20 protein-coding genes are annotated in these 20111 nt (G+C 68.7%); 9 read left to right on the forward strand and 11 right to left on the reverse strand.

Going from position 1 to position 20111, the window contains the following annotated elements; translation table 11 throughout:
- Positions 1–178: 178 nt before the first annotated feature.
- On the reverse strand, positions 179–1573 hold the full coding sequence (locus KME77_RS13300; RefSeq protein ID WP_219466502.1) for an LVIVD repeat-containing protein: 1395 nt from the start codon (positions 1571–1573) through the stop codon (positions 179–181).
- 175 nt (positions 1574–1748) lie between these two features.
- Here KME77_RS13300 and KME77_RS13305 point away from each other — a divergent pair, with 175 nt between their 5' ends.
- Positions 1749–2387, forward strand: a complete 639-nt coding sequence (locus KME77_RS13305) for a DUF305 domain-containing protein (protein ID WP_219466503.1) — start codon at positions 1749–1751, stop codon at positions 2385–2387.
- Between the two features lie 180 nt (positions 2388–2567).
- On the opposite strand, the gene KME77_RS13310 is transcribed toward KME77_RS13305, so the two are convergent.
- A complete protein-coding gene (locus KME77_RS13310; RefSeq protein ID WP_219466504.1) occupies positions 2568–2732 on the reverse strand; it encodes a hypothetical protein in 165 nt (54 codons plus the stop codon).
- 280 nt (positions 2733–3012) lie between these two features.
- Here KME77_RS13310 and KME77_RS13315 point away from each other — a divergent pair, with 280 nt between their 5' ends.
- The 3 genes from KME77_RS13315 (at position 3013) to KME77_RS13325 (ending at position 5933) form a co-directional block, all read left to right on the forward strand.
- Positions 3013–4620 (forward strand): Eco57I restriction-modification methylase domain-containing protein, encoded by a 1608-nt coding sequence (locus KME77_RS13315; RefSeq protein WP_308250688.1) that lies wholly within the window; start codon positions 3013–3015, stop codon positions 4618–4620.
- 11 nt (positions 4621–4631) lie between these two features.
- Positions 4632–5384, forward strand: a complete 753-nt coding sequence (locus KME77_RS13320) for a PaeR7I family type II restriction endonuclease (RefSeq protein ID WP_219466512.1) — start codon at positions 4632–4634, stop codon at positions 5382–5384.
- Between the two features lie 270 nt (positions 5385–5654).
- A complete protein-coding gene (locus KME77_RS13325) occupies positions 5655–5933 on the forward strand; it encodes a hypothetical protein (RefSeq protein ID WP_219466515.1) in 279 nt (92 codons plus the stop codon).
- Between the two features lie 330 nt (positions 5934–6263).
- Here KME77_RS13325 and KME77_RS13330 read toward each other — a convergent pair whose 3' ends face one another.
- Together KME77_RS13330 and ahcY are read right to left on the reverse strand one after the other, a co-directional pair.
- Positions 6264–7499, reverse strand: a complete 1236-nt coding sequence (locus KME77_RS13330; protein ID WP_219466517.1) for an adenosylhomocysteinase — start codon at positions 7497–7499, stop codon at positions 6264–6266.
- Positions 7500–7664: 165 nt separating this feature from the next.
- On the reverse strand, positions 7665–9092 hold the full coding sequence (gene ahcY, locus KME77_RS13335) for an adenosylhomocysteinase (protein ID WP_219466519.1): 1428 nt from the start codon (positions 9090–9092) through the stop codon (positions 7665–7667).
- A gap of 102 nt (positions 9093–9194) precedes the next feature.
- Between ahcY and KME77_RS13340 the strand changes: the two genes are divergently transcribed.
- From KME77_RS13340 to KME77_RS13350, 3 genes are all read left to right on the forward strand, one after another.
- Positions 9195–9554 carry a MerR family DNA-binding transcriptional regulator gene (locus KME77_RS13340; protein WP_219466521.1) on the forward strand — a complete coding sequence of 120 codons (360 nt, stop codon included), beginning with the start codon at positions 9195–9197 and terminating at the stop codon, positions 9552–9554.
- Between the two features lie 11 nt (positions 9555–9565).
- Complete coding sequence (locus KME77_RS13345) at positions 9566–10021, forward strand: GerMN domain-containing protein (protein WP_219466523.1); 456 nt, start codon at positions 9566–9568, stop codon at positions 10019–10021.
- An 82-nt stretch (positions 10022–10103) separates the two neighbouring features.
- Positions 10104–10901 (forward strand): SAM-dependent methyltransferase, encoded by a 798-nt coding sequence (locus KME77_RS13350; RefSeq protein WP_219466525.1) that lies wholly within the window; start codon positions 10104–10106, stop codon positions 10899–10901.
- Positions 10902–10915: 14 nt separating this feature from the next.
- Here the strand turns inward: KME77_RS13350 and KME77_RS13355 are convergent, their stop codons facing one another.
- A complete protein-coding gene (locus KME77_RS13355) occupies positions 10916–12001 on the reverse strand; it encodes an alpha/beta hydrolase (protein WP_219466528.1) in 1086 nt (361 codons plus the stop codon).
- 153 nt (positions 12002–12154) lie between these two features.
- Between KME77_RS13355 and KME77_RS13360 the strand changes: the two genes are divergently transcribed.
- Positions 12155–13876 (forward strand): phosphatidylglycerol lysyltransferase domain-containing protein, encoded by a 1722-nt coding sequence (locus KME77_RS13360; protein WP_219466530.1) that lies wholly within the window; start codon positions 12155–12157, stop codon positions 13874–13876.
- Here the strand turns inward: KME77_RS13360 and KME77_RS13365 are convergent.
- From KME77_RS13365 to KME77_RS13385, 5 genes are read right to left on the reverse strand one after another with little or no spacing between them, the layout of a single operon-like run.
- Complete coding sequence (locus KME77_RS13365; protein WP_219466533.1) at positions 13853–14782, reverse strand: cation diffusion facilitator family transporter; 930 nt, start codon at positions 14780–14782, stop codon at positions 13853–13855. The genes KME77_RS13360 and KME77_RS13365 overlap by 24 nt on opposite strands.
- Before the next feature lie 50 nt (positions 14783–14832).
- Positions 14833–15942 (reverse strand): bifunctional phosphoglucose/phosphomannose isomerase, encoded by a 1110-nt coding sequence (locus KME77_RS13370; RefSeq protein ID WP_219466536.1) that lies wholly within the window; start codon positions 15940–15942, stop codon positions 14833–14835.
- Positions 15939–16106, reverse strand: coding sequence for a Trm112 family protein (locus tag KME77_RS13375; protein WP_219466539.1), 168 nt, complete (start codon positions 16104–16106; stop codon positions 15939–15941). Before KME77_RS13375 ends, KME77_RS13370 begins: the two co-directional genes overlap by 4 nt.
- A complete protein-coding gene (locus KME77_RS13380; RefSeq protein ID WP_219466542.1) occupies positions 16103–17452 on the reverse strand; it encodes a phosphomannomutase/phosphoglucomutase in 1350 nt (449 codons plus the stop codon). Before KME77_RS13380 ends, KME77_RS13375 begins: the two co-directional genes overlap by 4 nt.
- A gap of 42 nt (positions 17453–17494) precedes the next feature.
- A complete protein-coding gene (locus KME77_RS13385; RefSeq protein ID WP_219466545.1) occupies positions 17495–17863 on the reverse strand; it encodes a DUF3499 domain-containing protein in 369 nt (122 codons plus the stop codon).
- Between the two features lie 241 nt (positions 17864–18104).
- Here KME77_RS13385 and KME77_RS13390 point away from each other — a divergent pair, with 241 nt between their 5' ends.
- Complete coding sequence (locus KME77_RS13390; protein WP_219466548.1) at positions 18105–18497, forward strand: metallopeptidase family protein; 393 nt, start codon at positions 18105–18107, stop codon at positions 18495–18497.
- Positions 18498–18501: 4 nt separating this feature from the next.
- Here KME77_RS13390 and KME77_RS13395 read toward each other — a convergent pair.
- A partial coding sequence (locus KME77_RS13395) for a DUF5719 family protein (RefSeq protein ID WP_246609687.1) occupies positions 18502–20111 on the reverse strand: 1610 nt, incomplete at its 5' end.

Below are 20111 nucleotides of genomic sequence, written 5' to 3' on the forward strand. Positions count from 1 at the left end.
TCCCATCAGCGGATCGCGCTCTGGTGGCGTTCCCTGCCCCCCCACGAGTGACGCCCGCCGCGGGCCGTGAGCGGGACAATCGTCCGCTCACGCCCCTGACGGCGCCGGGCCGGTCAGATCAGGCCGGATCAGGCCGGATCAGCCGGATTCGATTCGGATTGGGCCGGCTCAGCTCAGGTCAGTAGTCCTTGTGGCCCCAGCCCCACTCGCGGTAGGACTCCTGCGTCTGGGTGTTCAGGCGGTCGGCGCGGACGCGACTGGCACTGTCCGTGAGCCGATCGTTGATCTTGATGACGTCGAGTCCCTCGTTGAAGTCGGCCGCGTAGATGTAGCCGTTGTAGTAGTACGCCGACCACACGCCGCCGCCGCTGCCGTCGGCGCGCGGGCCGCGCTCGAAGTAGCCGATCTCCCTGGGCGTCGCGGAGTTGGTGAAGTCCCAGATCGAGACCCCGCCCATGTACCACGCCTGGACCATGATGTCCTTGCCCTTGACCGGGATCAGCGAGCCGTTGTGCGCGACGCAGTTCTCGCTGTCGGCCTGGTAGCGCGGGATCTTGAAGTAGCTCTTGAAGACGAGCCGCCCGCGGACGATGTCGTAGATCGCGTCCGCGCCGCGGTTCGGCCCGGTCGCCTCGTTGCAGGTGGCCGCGCCGCCGCCGCCGAGCTCGTCGGTGAAGACGACCTTCTTGGCGTCGTTGCTGAACGTGGCCGAGTGCCAGAACGCGAAGTTCGGGTCGGTGGTCCTGGCCGTGACCCTCGGGTTGAGCCGGTCCCGGATGTCGAACAGCACGCCGTCACCCATGCAGGCGCCGGCCGCGATGTCCTTCTCCGCGTACACGGTGATGTCGTGGCAGCCGCTGGTCGGCACCAGCAGGCCGGGCTGGGTCTCGTTGCCGCCGTCGGGGAAGACGACAGGGGTGGCCGCCACGGCCGCCTCGGCCGGGTTCTTCAGCGGCACCTTGATGATCGAGATCTTGTCGTGCGGGGGCAGGCAGTCGGGGAAGTTCGCCGCGGGGCTGTACGACGAGACGTAGACGTAGACGTTCTTGTGCTTGTCGAAGCCCTTGCCCGGGACCAGCGTCAGCGTGTGTGAGCCGCAGTTCGTCTCGACGGACTTGATGTACTTGGGCGCGGCCTTGTCGCTGATGTCGAAGATCCGGACGCCCTCCCAGGACTCCTTGACGCTCGCCGCCTGCCCGACGCTGCTGCAGGAGTCGTTGTTGCGTGAGGAGTCGACGGCCGAGAACAGCAGGTTCCCGTACACCGTCACGTCCATCTGACTGCCGGGGCAGACGACGGAGCTGACCGGCTTGGCCTTCTTCGGGTTGCGGATGTCGTAGATCGAGAAGCCGCCGTAGTTGCCGACGTACGCGTAGTCGCCCTGGAAGGCGATGTCGGTGTTGATGGTGGCGGCGATGGGGGCGGGTTTGGGGATGTTCAACACGTGGGTCACATTGGGGCTGGTCACCACCGTGTCGTTCGGCGGGATGTCGGCGGCGACGGCCGGCATCGCGGTCAGCCCTAACGCGATCGCAGCCGTAGCAGCGACCAGGGTCCTGCGAAGGGTCAGCACCCTCGGGCTCCTTCCGGGTCATAAGGTACACATAAATGACAAAATTCTGACCCGCGGAGTAAGGTTCCGCCAAGCGAGCATCGTGACAAGAAATTTGCTGATTTGCCGTGTTTTCTTGTGACAGGGCGGGCGTCTATAGTGCAACCTCGCGACTCCCGGCAGTCAAGGAGGTCAGGTGCGCAACGCACTAACCGTCGGCACCTGCGTGTTCCTGCTCGTACTGACCGGCTGCACGGGAAGTCCGTCCGCCGCCCCGCCCGCCCCCACCGCCGAGGACACCGCCCCCGTCATCGCCCCCGGCAGGCCCGGCGAGGAGGCCAGGACCCTCAGCCCGAGCGAGGCCGCCACCGCCGTGCCCTCCCAGCAGGCGAACGCGACCGACGTCCGCTTCATGCAGAACATGATCGTCCACCACCGGCAGGCGCTCGACATGAGCCTGATGGCGCCCACCCGCGCCTCCGACGAGGCGATCAAACGGCTGGCGTCACGGATCAACCAGGTCCAGGGGCCGGAGATCGCGATGATGACGGACTGGCTGAAGTCCCAGGGCCAGCAGGTGCCCGAGCACCACGCGGCACACCAGAACATGCCGGGGATGGCCACGCCCGAGCAACTGGCCGGCCTGAAGGCGGCCACGGGGACGGCATTCGACGAGCTGTTCGTGCAGCTCATGACCGCCCACCATCAGGGAGCGATCGTGATGTCCACCGAGGAGATCACCAAGGGGTCGCACCTGCGGGTCCAGGAGATCGCGGAGGACATCGCGGTCAGCCAGGCGGCCGAGATCCGGCGGATGCGGCAACTGCTGAAGTGATCCGCTGGCCACGCCGCAGGCACCGTCCCTCTGGGGCACGCGCCGGGGAGGCATGATCGTACCTCTGCAGTACTGGTGTCCAGGCCCAAGGTCTTGGCCCCACGACCGCTGCTTGGCCACGATCGCCGCTTGACCTACGAGCGCCGCGCAGGCACGCCAGCCTCAGCACCACCTACAACCTCATCGCGCCGCACCAGATTTGCGCAGCGATTTGAGCCGCCGCCATGCAGGCCATGCGGACTCACGGATGTCTCGCAGCATCTCGAACTCGCCATCGCCGATGCTCACCGCGTCGCCGATCCCGGCGTCCCCGTGCACGAGGCTGTCCGGCAGGCCCTTGGGCACCTCCGCGTACCGCGTCCTCAACTCGGCCAAGCAGCCGTGCACCCACGTCCGGTCCATCTCGCCGGAGGTGGTTGCCGGTCGATTCGCTCGATCAGCCGTACGACGATGCCGCTGGGAGCTTTCAGGACGTCGCCCCTGGGTCGTGGGTCTCTGTGTTTCCTGAGGTCACGTGCGTGAGTAGAGGGCAGGGAGGCGGGGCAAAGGGTATCGTCGGCCCGTGACGACTCATGACCTTCGACTCGATGACCATACGCGGCTTCCCGCATCGTTGCGGGAGGCTGTGCGGCATGGAGAAGTGTTCACTCATCGATGGGTCGTGGAAGCCATCCTTGACCTCGTCGGGTACACCCCGGAAAAAGATCTCGCGGACCTGCGGATCGTTGAACCGGCTTGCGGGTCCGGAGCCTTTCTAGGGGCCATCGTGGAGCGGTTGAGCGCCTCGTGCCGAGCTCATGAGCGTACGTTGCTTCAGGCGATCGACGCCGTAGAAGCGTGGGACCTCTTGGAGCACAATGTCCAGGAGAGTAGAGAACTATTGACGCGGCAGCTTGCAGAGGCGGGCTGGCCGGCACCGGATGTGGACAAGGCTGTCTGTTCCTGGATCAACCAGGGAGACTACCTCCTACGAGGACAGCACACTGCCGCTGACTTTGTAGTAGGCAATCCTCCGTACGTCCGGCTTGAAGATGTACCTGACATACGAATGGCGAGGTATCGGGCGGCCTGCTCAACGATGGGCGGGCGAGCGGACATCTACATCGGGTTCTATGAAAAGGGCCTCAGGAGCTTGAAGCCTGGAGGCCGACTCGGATTCATCTGCGCCGATCGATGGATGCGCAACCAGTACGGGCAGAAGCTCAGACAGCTGGTGACGCGGTTCTACAGCATGGACGTGTCACTTGTCATGCACGACGTGGACGCCTTCCATGAGCAGGTGTCCGCCTACCCTGCTATCACGGTTATCAGGAACGGACCTCAAGGGCAGGCCATTGCAGCGGACACCACACAAGGGTTCGGCGCTCCCGAAGCTCAGGAGTTCGTTGCCTGGTCCAGATCCCGAGAGATTCGCGTCAGGAAGCCGACCTACCACGCCGCTCGCCTTCCTCACTGGTTCCCCGGCGGGAGCTCATGGCCTGCTGGGTCCCCCGCCCGGTTGGCGATGTTGGAAGATCTCTCTGATCGCTTCCGCCTGCTGGAGGATGAGACCACTGGTACGCGCGTCGGCATTGGCGTCGCGACAGGAGCCGACAGGGTATTCGTCACCTACGACGAAAATCTCGTTGAGGCAGATCGGCTCCTGCCGCTGGCTATGGTCAGGGATACAACTACGGGGGTGCTCGACTGGGGAGGGGCCTACTTGGTCAACCCATGGAGCGCTCAGGGCGAGCTGGTGGATCTGGCTCGTTATCCGAAGCTGGCGAGATATCTCACTCACCGTACCCTTGAGCTGAAAAAGCGGTACGTCGCCGTCAAACATCCGGACCGCTGGTATAAAACGATTGACAAGGTAGATAATAAGCTTACAGGACGAGCCAAACTGCTTTTCCCGGACATGAAGATGGCCATCCATCCCGTTCTTGATCCTGGCGGGATGTATCCTCACCACAACTTGTACTACATTGTCTCAAGCGCTTGGGATCTCCGTGTCCTTGGCGGCTTGCTGCTGTCCAAGGTCGCACAGGCATTCGTGGAAGCCTATGCGGTGAAAATGCGCGGGGGGACCTTGCGCTTTCAAGCACAGTATTTGCGGAAGATCCGTGTACCGGATCCGGCTGAACTGGACGCGGAGATATCCGTGGCTCTTGCGGATGCATTCGATCGGCGTGATGTTGAGGCAGCCACTGAAGCTGCGATACTTGCCTACGGGCTGACAGAACTCCCGGATTAGGAGAAGATCTCATGGCGGTCACGCGGCAGGACTTCGAGGATGCCGTCGCTGCTTACTGGGGCGCGAAGCAGACACAGAGGGAGCTGTCCGCGATCAAAGATGCCGTGGGTGTCGGCACTGCGGGGGCGGTGCGCGGAGGGAAACATTTCGACGACATCGCTGCACTGCTTGCCAAATTCTTTCTGGAAGCCGGGTACTCGCCACAGGACATCAGGATCAATAAGAGTCAAGGCTTAGAGTTGCCTGGCTACTACCGCCCGACCAAGCAATGGGACGTAGTTGTCGCTCATGCCAACACGCTCGTGGCGGCCTTTGAGCTCAAGGCGCTCGGCGGCCCTTCTTTCGGTAACAACTATAATAATCGAATAGAAGAAGCTCTTGGCAGTGCGATGGATCTCAGGCGCACCACCCTGGCCGATTTCTTTCCTGGCGAGAAGCCGTGGCTCGGATATTTCTTCATCATGGAGGATGCACCGGGGTCACGATCCGCAGTCAGAATCAGCGAGGGCGCCTTCTCGGTGGAAGACATCTGGCATGGAGCTTCATATCAGGACCGGTTCTCCATCTTCTGCCAGAGGCTGATGACCGAAGGCCTGTATGACGCGGTGTGTTATATTACATCGTCCGCGGCAGAGCCTAAGCCAAACGAACCCATGAGAGCGCTGGATTGGCAGCATTTTGCGGCTGCAATAAATGCGCGGATTACCTATTTGAAGGATCTCGGGTTGCCTCGCAGTGGGGGAGTACTGCCTGTCGACCTGTGAACAGATCGACAGTCTCTCTTTGAGACTTCGACGCAATGATCCTCAAGTGACGAGCTTCCCGTGTTGTGTAACAGCGAAGATCAGACGCCCTCCGCCGCGATGTCCGGAGGATCGACGATGTTCTCTGCGGGGCTGGAGGCGCACACTGCCGGATCCTGTCAATGCGGTGGCATCGGGCGCTTGCCGAAAAGCGCCGAAGATTGAGTACTCATCGACATCCGGCGACGGCCATGGTTCACGAAAACTGTAGACCGGTGACGACAGGCGCTGATGATCGTACGGGAGCACGGCTGGTTCGTGTTCGTCGATGAGGTGCTGCGCGACCGCTACAGGCCGGACAAAGTGATCGACCGGTGCGGCTGGGTACAGCTGGAGATCCACGAAGGTTTCCTGTCCGAAGCGGTTCCGACAGGCTGGCGGCCCAAGATGCTGAAGATTTCCGGTGAGGTTCTGGCGACGGTTCGTGAAGACCGTTCACGATCAGGTGTTCGCCGACCTGGGAGTCGGCTGGGCCGGGCTCCGCATGGGCGGTCGGAGGACGCGTCATGAGACTGCCGATTGCTCTTGCCTGGGCCCCCACACCATGCTGCTGGCTGGACTCCTTTGCTCGGCCTCTGCGCTCAGGTCGACGCGGCCTTAAGCGTCCAGGTCAGCGTGCTGTCGCCCCTGGATTGGATGTCTGATTGTCTTCGTGGTCAATCTTGGGGCGAAGCGTTTGCGTGGGCGAAGCCCGCGCCTTGGTCAGGCGTCCGAGCGGAGCGAGGCCCTTCAGGGGGTGAGGCTTGCCTCGACTGGAGGCGGCATCCGGAGCGATAGCGGAGGGTCTTTGTGGGGTGGCATAGATGGCCAAGTGTCGAAGTGGGTAACGGGTGGGTGTCGTCAGGAGCCGACGCGCCAGGAGTGCAGGTAGTCCTCCTGCTCGCCGGTCAGCGTGTCGATGCCGATCCCGGCCGCGGCCAGCTTGAGCCTGGCCACCTCGTGGTCGATCTCCTCCGGGACGTCGTACACGCCCGGGGCCATCCGCTCGCGCTCCCCGGCCAGCCAGGCGACGGCCAGGGCCTGCGCCGAGAACGACATGTCCATCACGGCCGCCGGATGCCCCTCCGCGGCCGTCAGGTTGACCAGGCGGCCCTCGGCCAGCAGGAGCAGGCGCCGGCCGTCGGCCAGCACGTACTCGTCGGTGTTGGCCCGCACGCCGCGGCGCACCTCCTCGGCCAGCTCGTCGAGCGCCCGCACGTCGATCTCGACGTCGAAGTGCCCGGCGTTGGCGAGGATCGCGCCGTCCTTCATCGCGGCGAGGTGCTCGGCCCTGATCACGTCGCGGTTCCCGGTCACCGTGATGAACAGGTCGCCCACCGCCGCCGCCTCCGCCATCGGCCGCACCTCGTACCCCTGGAGTGTGGCGTCGAGCGCCTTGACGGCGTCGATCTCGGTGACGACCACGCGCGCGCCCAGCCCCTTGGCCCGCTCGGCCACCCCGCGCCCGCAGAACCCGAACCCGGCCACCACGACCGTACGCCCGGCCAGCATGGTGTTGGTGGCCCGCATGATGCCGTCGAGCGTGGACTGCCCGGTGCCGTAGCGGTTGTCGAACATGCGCTTGGTCCGGGTGTCGTTCACGGCGACGACGGGGAAGCGCAGGGCATTCTCGGCGGCCATCTGCCGCAGCCGGATGATCCCGGTCGTGGTCTCCTCGCAGCCGCCGGAGACGCCGTCGAGCAGGTCGGTCCGCTCGGTGTGCAGGATGTTGACCAGGTCGCACCCGTCGTCCAGGACAAGGTCCGGCTCCAGGTCCAGGGCCTGGTGGATGTGCCGGTAGTAGGTGGCCCGGTCGACGCCGGCCCGCGCGTGCACCCCGATCCCGTACTCGCGCAGCGCCTCGGCGACGTCGTCCTGCGTGGACAGGGGGTTGGAGGCCGCCAGCGCGATCTGCGCGCCCCCGGCCTTCAACGCCCCCATGAGCACGGCGGTCTCGGCGGTCACGTGCAGGCAGGCGGCGATCCGCAGGCCGTCGAGCGGCCGTTCCAGCTCGAACCGCGCGCCGATGGCCATCAGCACGGGCATGGAGCGAGCGGCCCAGCTGATGTGCCGCTCGCCACTGTCGCGGAGATCCACCCGTCCCACGCCTCACGTTCTCCGAAGAAGACGGCCAAGAATACGCACGTCACGGCGGCCGGCCCGCATCACCGGAGGAGCGTTTCCCTGGACGGGCGCCAGCCCCGTGCGGGGTTGGCGCCCACCGTGCCTGCCGTAAAAGAAACCGCTGTTGAAGCTTGTGAATCAGTACCGGTAGTGGTCGGACTTGTACGGGCCCTCGACGGGGACGCCGATGTACTCCGCCTGCGGCTTGGTCAGCTCGGTCAGCTTGACGCCCAGCGCGTCCAGGTGCAGCCGCGCGACCTTCTCGTCCAGGTGCTTCGGCAGCGTGTACACGCCGATCGGGTACTCGTCCGTCTTCGCGAACAGCTCGATCTGCGCGATCACCTGGTTGGTGAACGAGTTGGACATCACGAAGCTCGGGTGGCCGGTGGCGCAGCCCAGGTTCATCAGGCGGCCCTCGGCCAGCACGATGATCGAGTGGCCGTCGGCGAACACCCACTCGTCGACCTGCGGCTTGATGTTGCGCTTCTCGATGCCGGGCAGCTTGGCCAGGCCCGCCATGTCGATCTCGTTGTCGAAGTGGCCGATGTTCGACACGATCGCCTGGTGCTTCATCCTCGCCATGTGGTCGGCGGTGATGATGTCGTAGTTGCCGGTCGCGGTGACGAAGATGTCGGCGATGCCGACGACCTCGTCCAGCGTGGTGACCTGGAAGCCGTCCATGGCCGCCTGGAGCGCGCAGATCGGGTCGATCTCGGTCACGATGACGCGGGCGCCCTGGCCGCGCAGCGCGTCGGCGCAGCCCTTGCCGACGTCGCCGTAGCCGCAGACCACGGCGACCTTGCCGCCGATCAGCACGTCGGTGGCGCGGTTGAGGCCGTCGATGACCGAGTGGCGGCAGCCGTACTTGTTGTCGAACTTCGACTTGGTCACCGAGTCGTTGACGTTGATCGCCGGGAACAGCAGCGCGCCGTTCTTGTGCATCTCGTACAGGCGGTGCACGCCGGTGGTGGTCTCCTCGGTCACGCCCTTGATGCTCTCGGCGATCTTCGTCCACCGCTTGTCGTCGCCGACCGTGCGCTGGAGCAGGCCGATGATGACGTGCCACTCCTCCGGGTCGTCGTCCGTGGCGGACGGCACGACGCCGGCCTTCTCGTACTCGGCGCCCTTGTGGACGAGCAGCGTGGCGTCGCCGCCGTCGTCGAGGATCATGTTGGGGGTCTCACCGCCGGGCCAGGTGAGCGCCTGCTCGGTGCACCACCAGTACTCCTCCAGCGTCTCGCCCTTCCAGGCGAAGACCGGGACACCCTTGGGGTCGTCGACGGTGCCGTCGGGGCCGACGACGACCGCGGCGGCGGCGTGGTCCTGGGTGGAGAAGATGTTGCAGCTCACCCAGCGGATCTCGGCGCCGAGCTCGACCAGCGTCTCGATGAGGACGGCGGTCTGGATCGTCATGTGCAGGGAGCCCATGATCTTCGCGCCGGCCAGGGGCCGCGTGCCCGCGTACTCGCGGCGGATCGCCATGAGGCCCGGCATCTCGTGCTCGGCGAGCCGGATCTCCTTGCGGCCGAAGTCGGCAAGTGAAAGGTCGGCGACCTTGAAGTCCATCGGGTTTTCCCCTCGCGTCACGGAGTTGTCGCCGCCGAGTTTAGGTGCCGTCGGAGCAAGGTCGCACCCTCAGAGGCCCGAATCTGACGTAAGAATGTAAGAATGCGCATCACTGAAGCGGCCAGGCGGCTCGGCATGTCCCCTCGAATGCTCCGATACCGGGAGGCATTGGGCCTTCTGCCGCCCGTACGGGAGCGGGGTGCGCACCGGCGGTTCGGCCCCGAGGAGCTGGCGGCGGTGGCACAGGGGATGGAGCTGGAAAAGAGGTTCGACATCACGCCCGCCGAGCTGGCGTTCGCGCTGCGGGTGCTCAGCGAGCCCGCCGTGGCCGGCGCCGTACGCGACCTGGGCGTGCGGATCGGCCGCATCCAGATCCCCCGCCGGGCCCTGGACTTCGAGAAGGAGAAGGCGCTGCGCCTGCTGCGAACCTCGGCTCCTGGCCGGGCGTCCAATCAATCATGATGAATCTCCTGATGGCCACCGTCCTCGCGCTCACCCCCGCGCAGATGGGCGGCGAGGTCAAGGTGTACTTCTCCAAGGGGTACGGCATACCGGGCAAAGCGGTAGCCGTCACTCGCAAGGCGCCCGACCGGGGCGTCGCCCGCTACACCATCGAGCAGCTCATCGCCGGCCCCACCAAGGCCGAGCGGGCCAAGGGCCTGCGCTCCGAGCTGACCGGACGGCTGCACGGCGAGTCCGACTGCGGCGGCGACTTCAAGCTGAAGATCGAGCGTGGCACCGCCACCCTGCGGTTCTGCCGCATGGTGTGGGGCAGCGGCGTGGGCGGCGACGCCCGCGCGCTGCACACGATCGAGACGACGCTGAAGCAGTTCAGGTCGGTGAAGAAGGTGATCTCCCTGAACCAGGACGGGCGCTGCCTGTTCGACATGACCGACAACGGGACGTCCTGCTTGACGGGCCACGAATAGCCCCCGTCGCCTCCACTGACAGCGAATCCGGCCGAGGGCTACGATCTCCCGCAGAAGCGGGATTTGCGAGGCGGAGGCCCGGGTGAGCAGAGACAGCCAGCACCGCATCGACACGACAGTGCCCCACCCGGCCCGGGTGTACGACTACTGGCTGGGCGGCAAGGACAACTTCGAGGCCGACCGGGTCGTCGCCGAGATGGTGCTGCGGGCCGCACCCGCGGTGATCGAAGGCGTCAGGGAGAACCGGGCGTTCCTCGGCCGCGTCGTACATTTCCTGACCGAGGCAGGCATCACCCAGTTCCTGGACATCGGCACCGGCATCCCCACCCAGGGCAACACCCACGAAGTGGCGCAGGCCGTCAACCCCGCGGCCCGCGTCGTCTACGTCGACAACGACCCGATCGTCATGAACCACGCCCGCGCCCTGCTGCGCGGCACCCCCGAGGGCCGCACGACGTACATCGAGGCCGACCTGCTGGAGCCCGAGACCATTCTCGGCGACCGCAGCGTCCTCGACACCCTCGACTTCAGCGAGCCGGTGGCGGTGATCATCGTCGGCACCCTCATGCACATCAGGGACGAGCTCGACCCGTGGGCCGCGGTCAGGACCTACTCGGCGGCCACCTGTGCCGGCAGCTACCTGGCGCTGTCCCACACGACCGCCGACTTCGAGCCGGCGGCCATGGCGGCGATGGCCGAGGTGTACCGCGACACCCCGACCGGCATGACCCACCGCAGCGGACCGGAGATCGCCCGCTTCTTCGAGGGGTACGCCCTCGTCGAGCCGGGCCTGGTGGTGGGCCATCTGTGGCGTCCCGAGGACGACATGATCAAGGACACCTTCCCGGGCGGGTACGGGGTCGTCGGCCGCAAGCTCTGACACATAGCCGTTCGTCACGATGACGCGGGCGCGTGGAGCTGCTGGGCCAGCCAGGGCAGGGCCTGGGGAAGCTCCCTGTTCCAGGTGTTGAAGTTGTGCCCGCCGCTGGGCAGGATCAGCGACGACGCCTGCATCGGCGGCTTCACCGCGCCCAGGAAGCGCAGCGTCGGCCGGTAGTCGGCCTCCCCCTTCCGGCTGCTGGTGACCAGCACGTTCACTGCCGGGGCGGGCAGGTTGGCCAGCCGCCACATGAGGTCGTTGCGCTGTTCGACCGTCTTGTCCCCCGCGAACAGGTCACCCGTGGTGCCGTCGATGATCGTCCGGTAGTACCCCGACAGCGACACCGCCGCCGAGAACGCCTCCGGACGGCTCATGGCGAACTTCAGCGCGCAGTACCCGCCGGTCGAGCCGCCCAGCACCCCCCAGTACTCCCGGCCCGCCCCCACCCGGTAGGCCGAGATCATGTCCTGGCGCACGTCGGTGGTGAAGTACGTCTGCGCCTGCGGCCCCCTCGGCACGTCGACGCACTCGGTGTCGCGCGGCAGCACCACGCTCGGCCGCATCATCACCAGGATCGTCGGCTTGACCTGCCGCTCGGCGATCGCGCTCGCCATCCGTCCCGGCAGGTCCAGCCGGGTCATCAGGTTCTTGGGATCCCCCGGGTAGCCGGTCAGCGCCAGGATCGCGGGGAAGCGTTCACGTTTGTCGGTGAAGTAGGCGGACGGCAGGAAGACGTAGGCCTCCTCGCTGAGGTGCGTCGCAGGCCCCGGCATGAGCACCTGCTCGATCCGCCCCCCGCGTACGGCATGCTGCGCCAGCACCCGGATCCCCGCGCCGACTCCCGCGACCGTGATGGGCGCGCTCGTCGTGTCGGTCCCCAGCAGGTCGCCCCAGTCGCTGTAGAAGCCGAAGTACGAGTTCGCCACCAGCCCCAGCGCGGCCAGCGTGAGCACCTGGTTCCCGGCGAGCACCCCCGTACGGCCGAGCACGGCTCGCCAACGCCGGCCGCCCAGCCGCGGCCACCACCAGACGGTCGCCACCAGCGCCGCCACGGCCGCCAGAGCCATCAGGACTTCCAGTTTCACCGACGTCAGCCCCATGTCGCCTCCCCTGACAGGGATACCGGCCGCGACGTAAAGGATGGGTTAGCGCGGAAGGAAGGACGGGTCAGCGCGAAAGGCGGGATGGGTCGGCGCGGAAGGCGGCTCCGCGCTAACACGGCCGTTATGCGGCGCGGCGTTGAATTCCCCAGCGTGAAGAGCCTCTCGCGCCCCTGGGTGCCGGCGGTCGCGGGTCACGCGACGCTGCTGATCGGCCTGCTCGACATCGTCAAGACCGTCGCTCCCGGCTTCGGTCACACGCGCATGGGCCAGTGGTCGGACTTCCTGCCCGGCATCGTCACCACGGTGGCGCGGGCCTCGTCCCTGGTGGTCGGCATCCTGCTGGTGATGCTGGCGCACGGGCTGCGGCGCGGGAAGGCGCGGGCATGGCGGGCGGTCGTGGTGCTGCTGCCGGTGAGCGCCGTCGTGGAGATCGTGCACCTGCGTCACCTGGTCACCGCCGCGGTGAGCCTCGTGGTGTGCGCGGCGCTGCTGGTCAACCGCCGCCGGTTCGCCGCCCTGTCCGATCCGCGCACGCGCCGGCGGGCCCTGTGGAACCTGCTCGGGCTCGGCGCGCTCGATCTCGGGCTCGGGTACGTGCTGGTCAGCGCCCATCCGGCGGCCATCGTCGGTCATCCGAGCGTGCCGGACCGGCTCGAACACGTGGCGCTCGGGCTGGTGGGCGTCGAGGGGCCGGTCACGTACTCGGCCGGGCACGTCTCCGACCTGGTGTACTTCTCGCTGCTCGCGCTCGGCACGCTGACCACGGTCACGACCCTGTACCTCGCGCTGCGCCCGGAGCGCCCGGTCGCCGAGCTGAGCGCAGACGACGAGCGGCGGCTGCGCGAGCTGCTGGACCGGCACGGGCGGCGTGACTCGCTCGGCTACTTCGCGTTGCGCCGCGACAAGAGCGTGCTGTTCTCGCCGTCGGGCAAGGCGGCGATCGCCTACCGGGTCGTGTCGGGGGTCATGCTGGCCAGCGGCGACCCGATCGGCGACCCGGAGGCGTGGCCGACGGTGATCGACAGGTTCATGGCCGAGGCCAGGCGGCACGCGTGGGTGCCGGCGGTGATCGGCTGCGGCGAGACCGGCGGCGAGGTGTGGACCCGCCGCACCGGGATGTCGGCCCTGGAGCTGGGCGACGAGGCGGTGGTCGAGGTCGCCGGGTTCACGCTGGAGGGCCGGGCGATGCGCAACGTCCGCCAGATGGCCAACCGGGTCGAGCGCGCCGGCTACACCTGCCGGGTGCGGCGCGTGCGCGACCTGGCCGAGGCGGAGAAGGAGCGGATCAGGCACGCCGCCGACTCCTGGCGCGGCACCGACACCGAACGCGGCTTCTCCATGGCCCTGGGCCGCTTCGGCGACCCGGCCGACGGCGCGTGCGTGGTGGCCACGGCGCACAAGGACGGCGAGATCAGGGCCGTGCTGCACTTCGTGCCGTGGGGGCCGCGCGGCGTGTCACTCGACCTGATGCGCAGGGACCGCGACGCCGAGCCCGGCCTGAACGAGCTGCTCATCGTCAGGACCCTCCAGGCGGCGGCCGGGATGGGGGTCGAGCAGGTGTCGCTGAACTTCGCGATGTTCAGGGCCGTGCTGGCCCGCGGCGAGCGGCTGGGGGCGGGGCCGGTGCTGCGGGCCTGGCGGGGGCTGCTGGTGTTCCTGTCGCACTGGTTCCAGATCGAGTCGCTGTACCGGTTCAACGCCAAGTTCCGGCCGATCTGGGAGCCACGGTTCGTGGTGTACCCGAACGCGCGGGACCTGCCGCGGATCGGGGTGTCGGCGCTGCAGGCGGAGGCGTTCATCAAGCTGGACGGGCCCGCCCAACTTGTCGCGAAGGTAACTCCGGGCAGGTCAGCTCGCCGTGCGGCTGTGTGAGCGGTCCAGGTCGGGCTCCAGGTAGATCACCCGGGCGATCGGCACGGCCTCCCGGATGCGCCGCTCCGCCTCGTCGATCCCCCGCGCCACGTCGGACGCCGTGTCGTCGTGCGCGACCGCGATCTTGGCCGCCACCAGCAGCTCCTCGGGGCCGAGGTGCATCGTGCGCATGTGGATCACCCGGTCCACCTCCGGCGCGCCCTCCAGCGCCGTCCGGATCTGGCCCTCCATCTCGGGCGAGGCGCCCTCGCCGACCAGCAGCGACTTGGTCTCGATGGCCAGGATGACCGCGATCACGGCCAGCAGCACACCGATCATCAGGGTGCCGATCGCGTCCCAGATGCTGGCCCCGGTGATCACCGTCATCGTCACGCCGAACAGGGCGAAGATGAGACCCAGCAGCGCGCCGAGGTCCTCCAGCAGGATGACCGGCAGCTCCGGCGACTTGGAGCGGCGGATGAAGGTCACCCACGACTGCTTGCCGCGCAGCGGGTTCGCTTCCTTGATCGCGGTGCGGAACGAGAACGCCTCGGCGATGATCGCGAAGATCAGCACCGCGAACGCCCAGATCGGCGACTCCAGCTCGTGCGGATGACTGATCTTGGAGAAGCCCTCGTAGAGCGAGAACGCGGCGCCGATCGTGAACAGCACCACCGCCACCACGAAGGCGTAGAAGTAGCGCTCGCGCCCGTACCCGAACGGGTGCTTCTGGTCCTTCTCCCGCTGCGCCCGCTTGCCGCCGAGCAGCAGCAGGAGCTGGTTGCCCGAGTCGGCGACCGAGTGGATGCCCTCCGCCAGCATCGAGGACGACGAGGTGAAGAAGGCGGCCACGAACTTCGCCAGGGCAATGGCCAGATTAGCGGTCAATGCCGCAACGATCGCTTTGGTACCGCCACTCGCGCTCACCGGACAACTCCACTCATAAGATCACGCTCACAAGAGCCTGGAAGGGGATCCTATGGGGAAATCCTCGCCTTGAGCTCTGTGATCGCTGACACAGGGGTCGGATCGACGCCGTACCCGAGAGCGAGGTACGTACTCGCATAGTCACCCAGTCCGATGAGCGATGCCATTCGCTCCAGCGGATGAGACCCCTCGGCGGACAGCTCGCTGACCGGCACGTCGCGGTCGGCGGCCAGGCGCACGGAGACGTCGCGGCGGCGGGCGACCTGCGGATGCTCCTCGACGTCGCGCAGCATCACCAGCCGGAGCGTGTGCCCGGAGGGCTCGTCGGCGAAGATGTCACGCTTGGCCAGCGGCCCGTCGAAGGCGACGACCTGGTTGTGGTTGGCCTCGGGCAGCTCGCCGAAGACGGCCGGGTATTTGGCGTTCTCGTTGAGCTGGCAGGCCAGCCGGTACCCGGCCACGGTGGTGACCGGCGAGGAGCCCCAGATCATCGGCACGCTCTCGGCCAGCTCCATGGCCAGCGTCTTGCCCGGGTTGATGAAGGAGTCGCTGGAGGGGCGGCACCGGTGCGCGACGGCTTCGAGCGTCGTGGCGACCCGCTCGTACAGGTCGTCGTCGGCCTGGAGCAGGCCGAGCGAGGCGGCGGCGACGATGACCGGGACGGTGAGCAGCCAGACGTTCGCGCGGGGCTGCCCGGTCGCCGGGACGGCCACGTAGAGGGCGGAGGCCTGCCGGGCGATCGCCTCCAGCGGCGAGTCGGCGCCGCCGACGGCCAGCAGCGAGCAGCCGCGCCGCACCGCCTCCGCGGCCACGGACAGCGTCTCCTCCGTACGGCCGGAGCACGACACGGCGATGACCAGGTCGGTCGCCCCCACCCAGCCGGGCAGCTGGTACGAGCGCAGCGTCACGATGGGCAGCGGCGCCCCGTTGCCGCACACGGCGGCCAGGATGTCGCCGGCGATGGCGGAGCCGCCCATCCCGGCGACCACGATCGCCCGCGGCCGCCGCTCGGCGGACAGCCGGTCGATGCCCGCCTCGACGGCGGTGCGGTGGGCGGTGCGGACCTGGGCGGCGGAGGCGGCGACCGCCATCAGCATGCCGCCGGGGTCACCCTCAGTGAGGTGGTGCTGGTCGTCGAGCCGCTCGGGCTCCCAGATCACGGCTTCCTGGCCTCGTCGACGAGCAGGACGGGGATGTCATCCCTGACCGGATAGATGAGGCCACATCCGGTGCAGACCAGCTCCTCGGTCTCGGTCTCGGCCCGCAGCGGCGCCTTGCACGCCGGGCAGGCCAGGATCTCCAGCAGCCAGTCGTCGATCTTCACACTGACACCCCTCTAACCATGGCGAGGACCTCGTCCCTGATCGCCGTCATCGTGCTCTCGTCAGCGGCCTCGGCGTTGAGCCGCAGCAGCGGCTCGGTGTTGGAGGCGCGCAGGTTGAACCACCAGCCGGACCCGGTCACGGTGAGCCCGTCGAGCTCGTCGACGGTCCCGCGGGAGCCGAACGCGCTCCGCACCCGTCGCAGGGCCTCGTCCTGGTCGGCCACCGTGCTGTTGATCTCGCCGGAGGCGTGGTAGCGCGCGTAGGCGCCGATCAGGCCGGACAGCGGGCGCTCCTGCTCGCCGAGCGCGGCCAGCACGTGCATGGCCGCGAGCATGCCGGAGTCGGCGAACCAGAAGTCGCGGAAGTAGTAGTGGGCGGAGTGCTCGCCGCCGAACACCGCGCCGGTGCGCGCCATCTCGGCCTTGATGAACGAGTGGCCGACGCGCGTGCGCACCGGCTCGCCGCCGTGCTCGCGGACGATCTCCGGCACCCCGGCCGAGGTGATCAGGTTGTGGATGATCGTCGCACCGGGGTCCTTGGCCAGCTCGCGTACGGCCACGAGCGCCGTGACGGCCGACGGCGGGACGGACTCGCCGCGCTCGTCGATCACCCAGCAGCGGTCGGCGTCGCCGTCGAAGGCCAGCCCCAGGTCGGCGCCCGTCTCGCGGACGGCCCGCTGCAGGTCGAGCAGGTTGCCCGGCTCCAGCGGGTTGGCCTCGTGGTTGGGGAAGGAGCCGTCGAGCTCGAAGTAGAGGGGCACCAGGTCGATCGGCAGGCCCTCGAACACGGCGGGGACCGTGTGGCCGCCCATGCCGTTGCCCGCGTCGACCACGACCTTCAGCGGCCGGGAGGCCGACAGGTCGACCAGCGTGCGCAGGTGGTCGGCGTACCCCTGGAGCAGGTCCTTCTCGATGAGGGTGCCGGTCGGGGTCATGGAGCGGCCCATCAGCTCGGCCGCCCGGTCGCGGATCTCGACCAGCCCCGAGTCGCCGCCGATCGGCACCGCGCCCGCGCGGCACATCTTCATGCCGTTGTAGCGGGCGGGGTTGTGGCTGGCGGTGAACATCACCCCGGGCAGCCCGAGGCTGCCGCTGGCGTAGTAGAGCAGGTCGGTCGAGCCCAGGCCCGCGTGCACGACGTCGGCGCCGCGCGAGCGCGCGCCGCGCACGAACGCGTCGGACAGCGGCCGCGACGACTCACGCATGTCGTGCGCCACCACCGCGGAGCGGGCCCCGGTCACCTCGACGAAGGCCGCCCCCACGGCCTCGGCGGTCTGCTCGTCGAACTCGTCGGGCACCACGCCGCGAACGTCGTACGCCTTGAAGATCCTGGCGAGATCGCCCACTCTCCAGCTCCGCCCTTAGGTCCGTCAGGTGTACGAACGAGCCTACCGGTCGCGATGTTGCTGGGCGGACCGAAGAACGCGCAGGTGCCCCCTGCGCCCGACCTCGACCCCTTGGCCGACCGGCTCGCCGCCGCCGGACGGCGTCGGGCGCGCGGCCTCCCTGACCGCGTTGGCCAGCGCTTCGAGGTCGTCGGAGCTGGGCGAGTTGCCGTCCGTGGGCAGCCGCACCACCTCCCAGCCGCGGGGAGCGGTCAGCCGCTCCGCGTGTTCTGCGCACAAGTCATAACAGTGTGGCTCGGCGTACGTCGCCAGAGGGCCGAGTACAGCGGTCGAGTCGGCGTATACGTACGTGAGCGTGAAGACGGCAGGCTGGCTGCACGCGGTGCGGGAACAGCGACGGACGGGGCTCACGGAGGGACCGTATCTGGTAAGAGTGCGAGGCGCCACTATCTGAGCGCTCTTAACGAGCGTGTCGCCACAATTCGGACACCTGTCGCAGGCTTTCCACCCACATGACCCGATGCGGTATCGCGGGAGGCTCTTCCCCGTCTTGCCGGAAGTCCTTCCCTCTCCCCTCAGAAGTCCTTCCCCATAGACTTGGCCCGTGAATCCACGGCGTGGTCCCAGACGGCGCGATCGCCACGGTCGCGGCATGCGCGGCCCGATCGCCCCCTCCCACGTGCCGATCGCCAGGTCGCGCAGCGAGCGGTTCGACGACCTCGTGCTCGACGCCGTCGACCGGCTGCGGCCGCAGTGGGGCAAGCAGCTCGCGGCGGTGGAGTTCGCGGTCGAGGAGGTGCCGCCGCTGAGCGAGCTCGGCGACGGGCCCAGCCTGGGCACCGACCCGATCCCGTTCGGCCGCGCCGACGTGGCGCGGGGCCAGAACCCCGCCGCCGTCGTGGTGTACCGGCGGCCGCTGGAGGCGCGCGCCCGTGACCGCGACACGCTGGGGGCGCTGGTTCACGACACGGTGGTGGAGCAGGTCGCGACCCTGCTGGGCGTCTCGCCGGAGACCGTCGACCCGGGGTACGACGACCGGCGCTGAGCCTTCAGGGCAGCACGACCGCCGGGGTGTCGTCCAGCGGCGGCAGCAGGGTCCAGGTCCTGGCCGGCGCCAGCGGCTGGGCGGTGAGCAGCAGCCCGCTCTTCAGCCGCTCCTCGATCACCCGCGCCCCGTACACCTCGCCCGAGACGGGCGTGACCACCACCCCGAACTCCCCCTTGGCCTTCAGCTTCACGCTCTTGGTCCGCCCCGCCGGCACGTCCACCTCGAACGGCGGCTGCGCGGCGCCACGCGAGGGCACGATCCGCACACTGACCCTGCCCGCCGTGACGGGCGCGGTGAGCACCAGGCGGGCGCCGTCGCGGTTGGCCGCCACGGCGCTGCCCAGGGCGAGCGACGGCGTCCCCGCCGTGAACGCCACATCCGACTTGTCGCCCGTACCCGTCACGACGAGCCCGGCCACGACGGGCGTGGAGGACGTCAGCACCAGCCCCGCCGACTCCCCGCCGATGCCGGTGGTCACGTCGAGCGCGGCCACGCTGCCCGCCGGGACGTCGATGGACTCACGGCCTTTCATCTGGTACGCGGCGCTCTCGGTCACCGCCTGGACGGCCACGTTCGCGTCGGCGTCGCCAGGGGCCGCGACCAGCAGCTTCCGCGTGCCCCCTCCGCCCGGGACGCCGGGCACCACGACGCGCGTGGCGGGCGGCGCGGCGGCGGGCAGCCAGTCCACGCCGTTCCCGCCGAGGGAGGCGTGCGCGGCCACCGCGAGCCTGCCGGTGAGGACGGTCACGCCCACGGCCATCACGTCCGCCGACGGCGCGAGCGTCTTGAGGTCGATGGCGCTGTGCCCGCCGGGCGGGATCTCCAGGCCGCGGCCCTTGTCGCCGGAGACGGCCCCCTCGGCGGCGTAGACCTCGACGTCCACCAGGGCGGCGGCGCGGTCGGCGTTCATCAGGTGGAGGGTGACGTCGGCGTCCGCGGGGCCGGGGCCGACCAGCCACGCCGCCGCGCCGGGCTCGGCACAGCGGACCCCGGCCAGGCCGCGGGCCTCGCCCTTGGTCTCGCGTGTGGTGTAACCGGCCTCCAGGCCGCCCGGGCCGGTCGCCACGTACGGGTCGGCGCCCTTCATCGTCGGGCGGGACAGGGCGCCGGGCAGGTAGACGTCCACGCGGCCGCCCTTGAGCGACGGGCACACGGCCGTCGCCGCCTCCACGGCCACCTTGCGCGGGCCCTCGGGGGCGGGCGGCGCCGGGGCGGGGCGGGTCACGTACGCGACGCCGTACAGGGCCGCCAGCGCGACGACCACCAGCAGGAACAGCCCGAACCGGTTCTCGACGAACGCCCTTCCGGCGGACGCGCCGCCGCCTGACGCCCTCCCCGCCCGTCCGGCGGCCCGTCGCCCGGCCTCCGGCTGGAGACCGGCCTCCGGCTGGGGACCGGCCGGAACCCTCGGCTGGGGTCCGGTGGGGAACTCCGGCCGGAGTCCGGCTGGGGTTCCCGGCCGGGGTCCGGGCGGGGTCTCCGGCTCGGGTTTGGGGGGTTTTCCGCGGCGGCCCGCGGCGCGGCGGCCGGTCATGAGGCGGCCGCCAGCACCGGGGCCGGCGCGTCCGCGCGCTCGGCGGCGGGTTCGCGGCTGCCGGGCGCGGGCCGCAC

Source organism: Nonomuraea rhizosphaerae (assembly GCF_019396405.1).
GTDB lineage: Bacteria > Actinomycetota > Actinomycetes > Streptosporangiales > Streptosporangiaceae > Nonomuraea > Nonomuraea rhizosphaerae.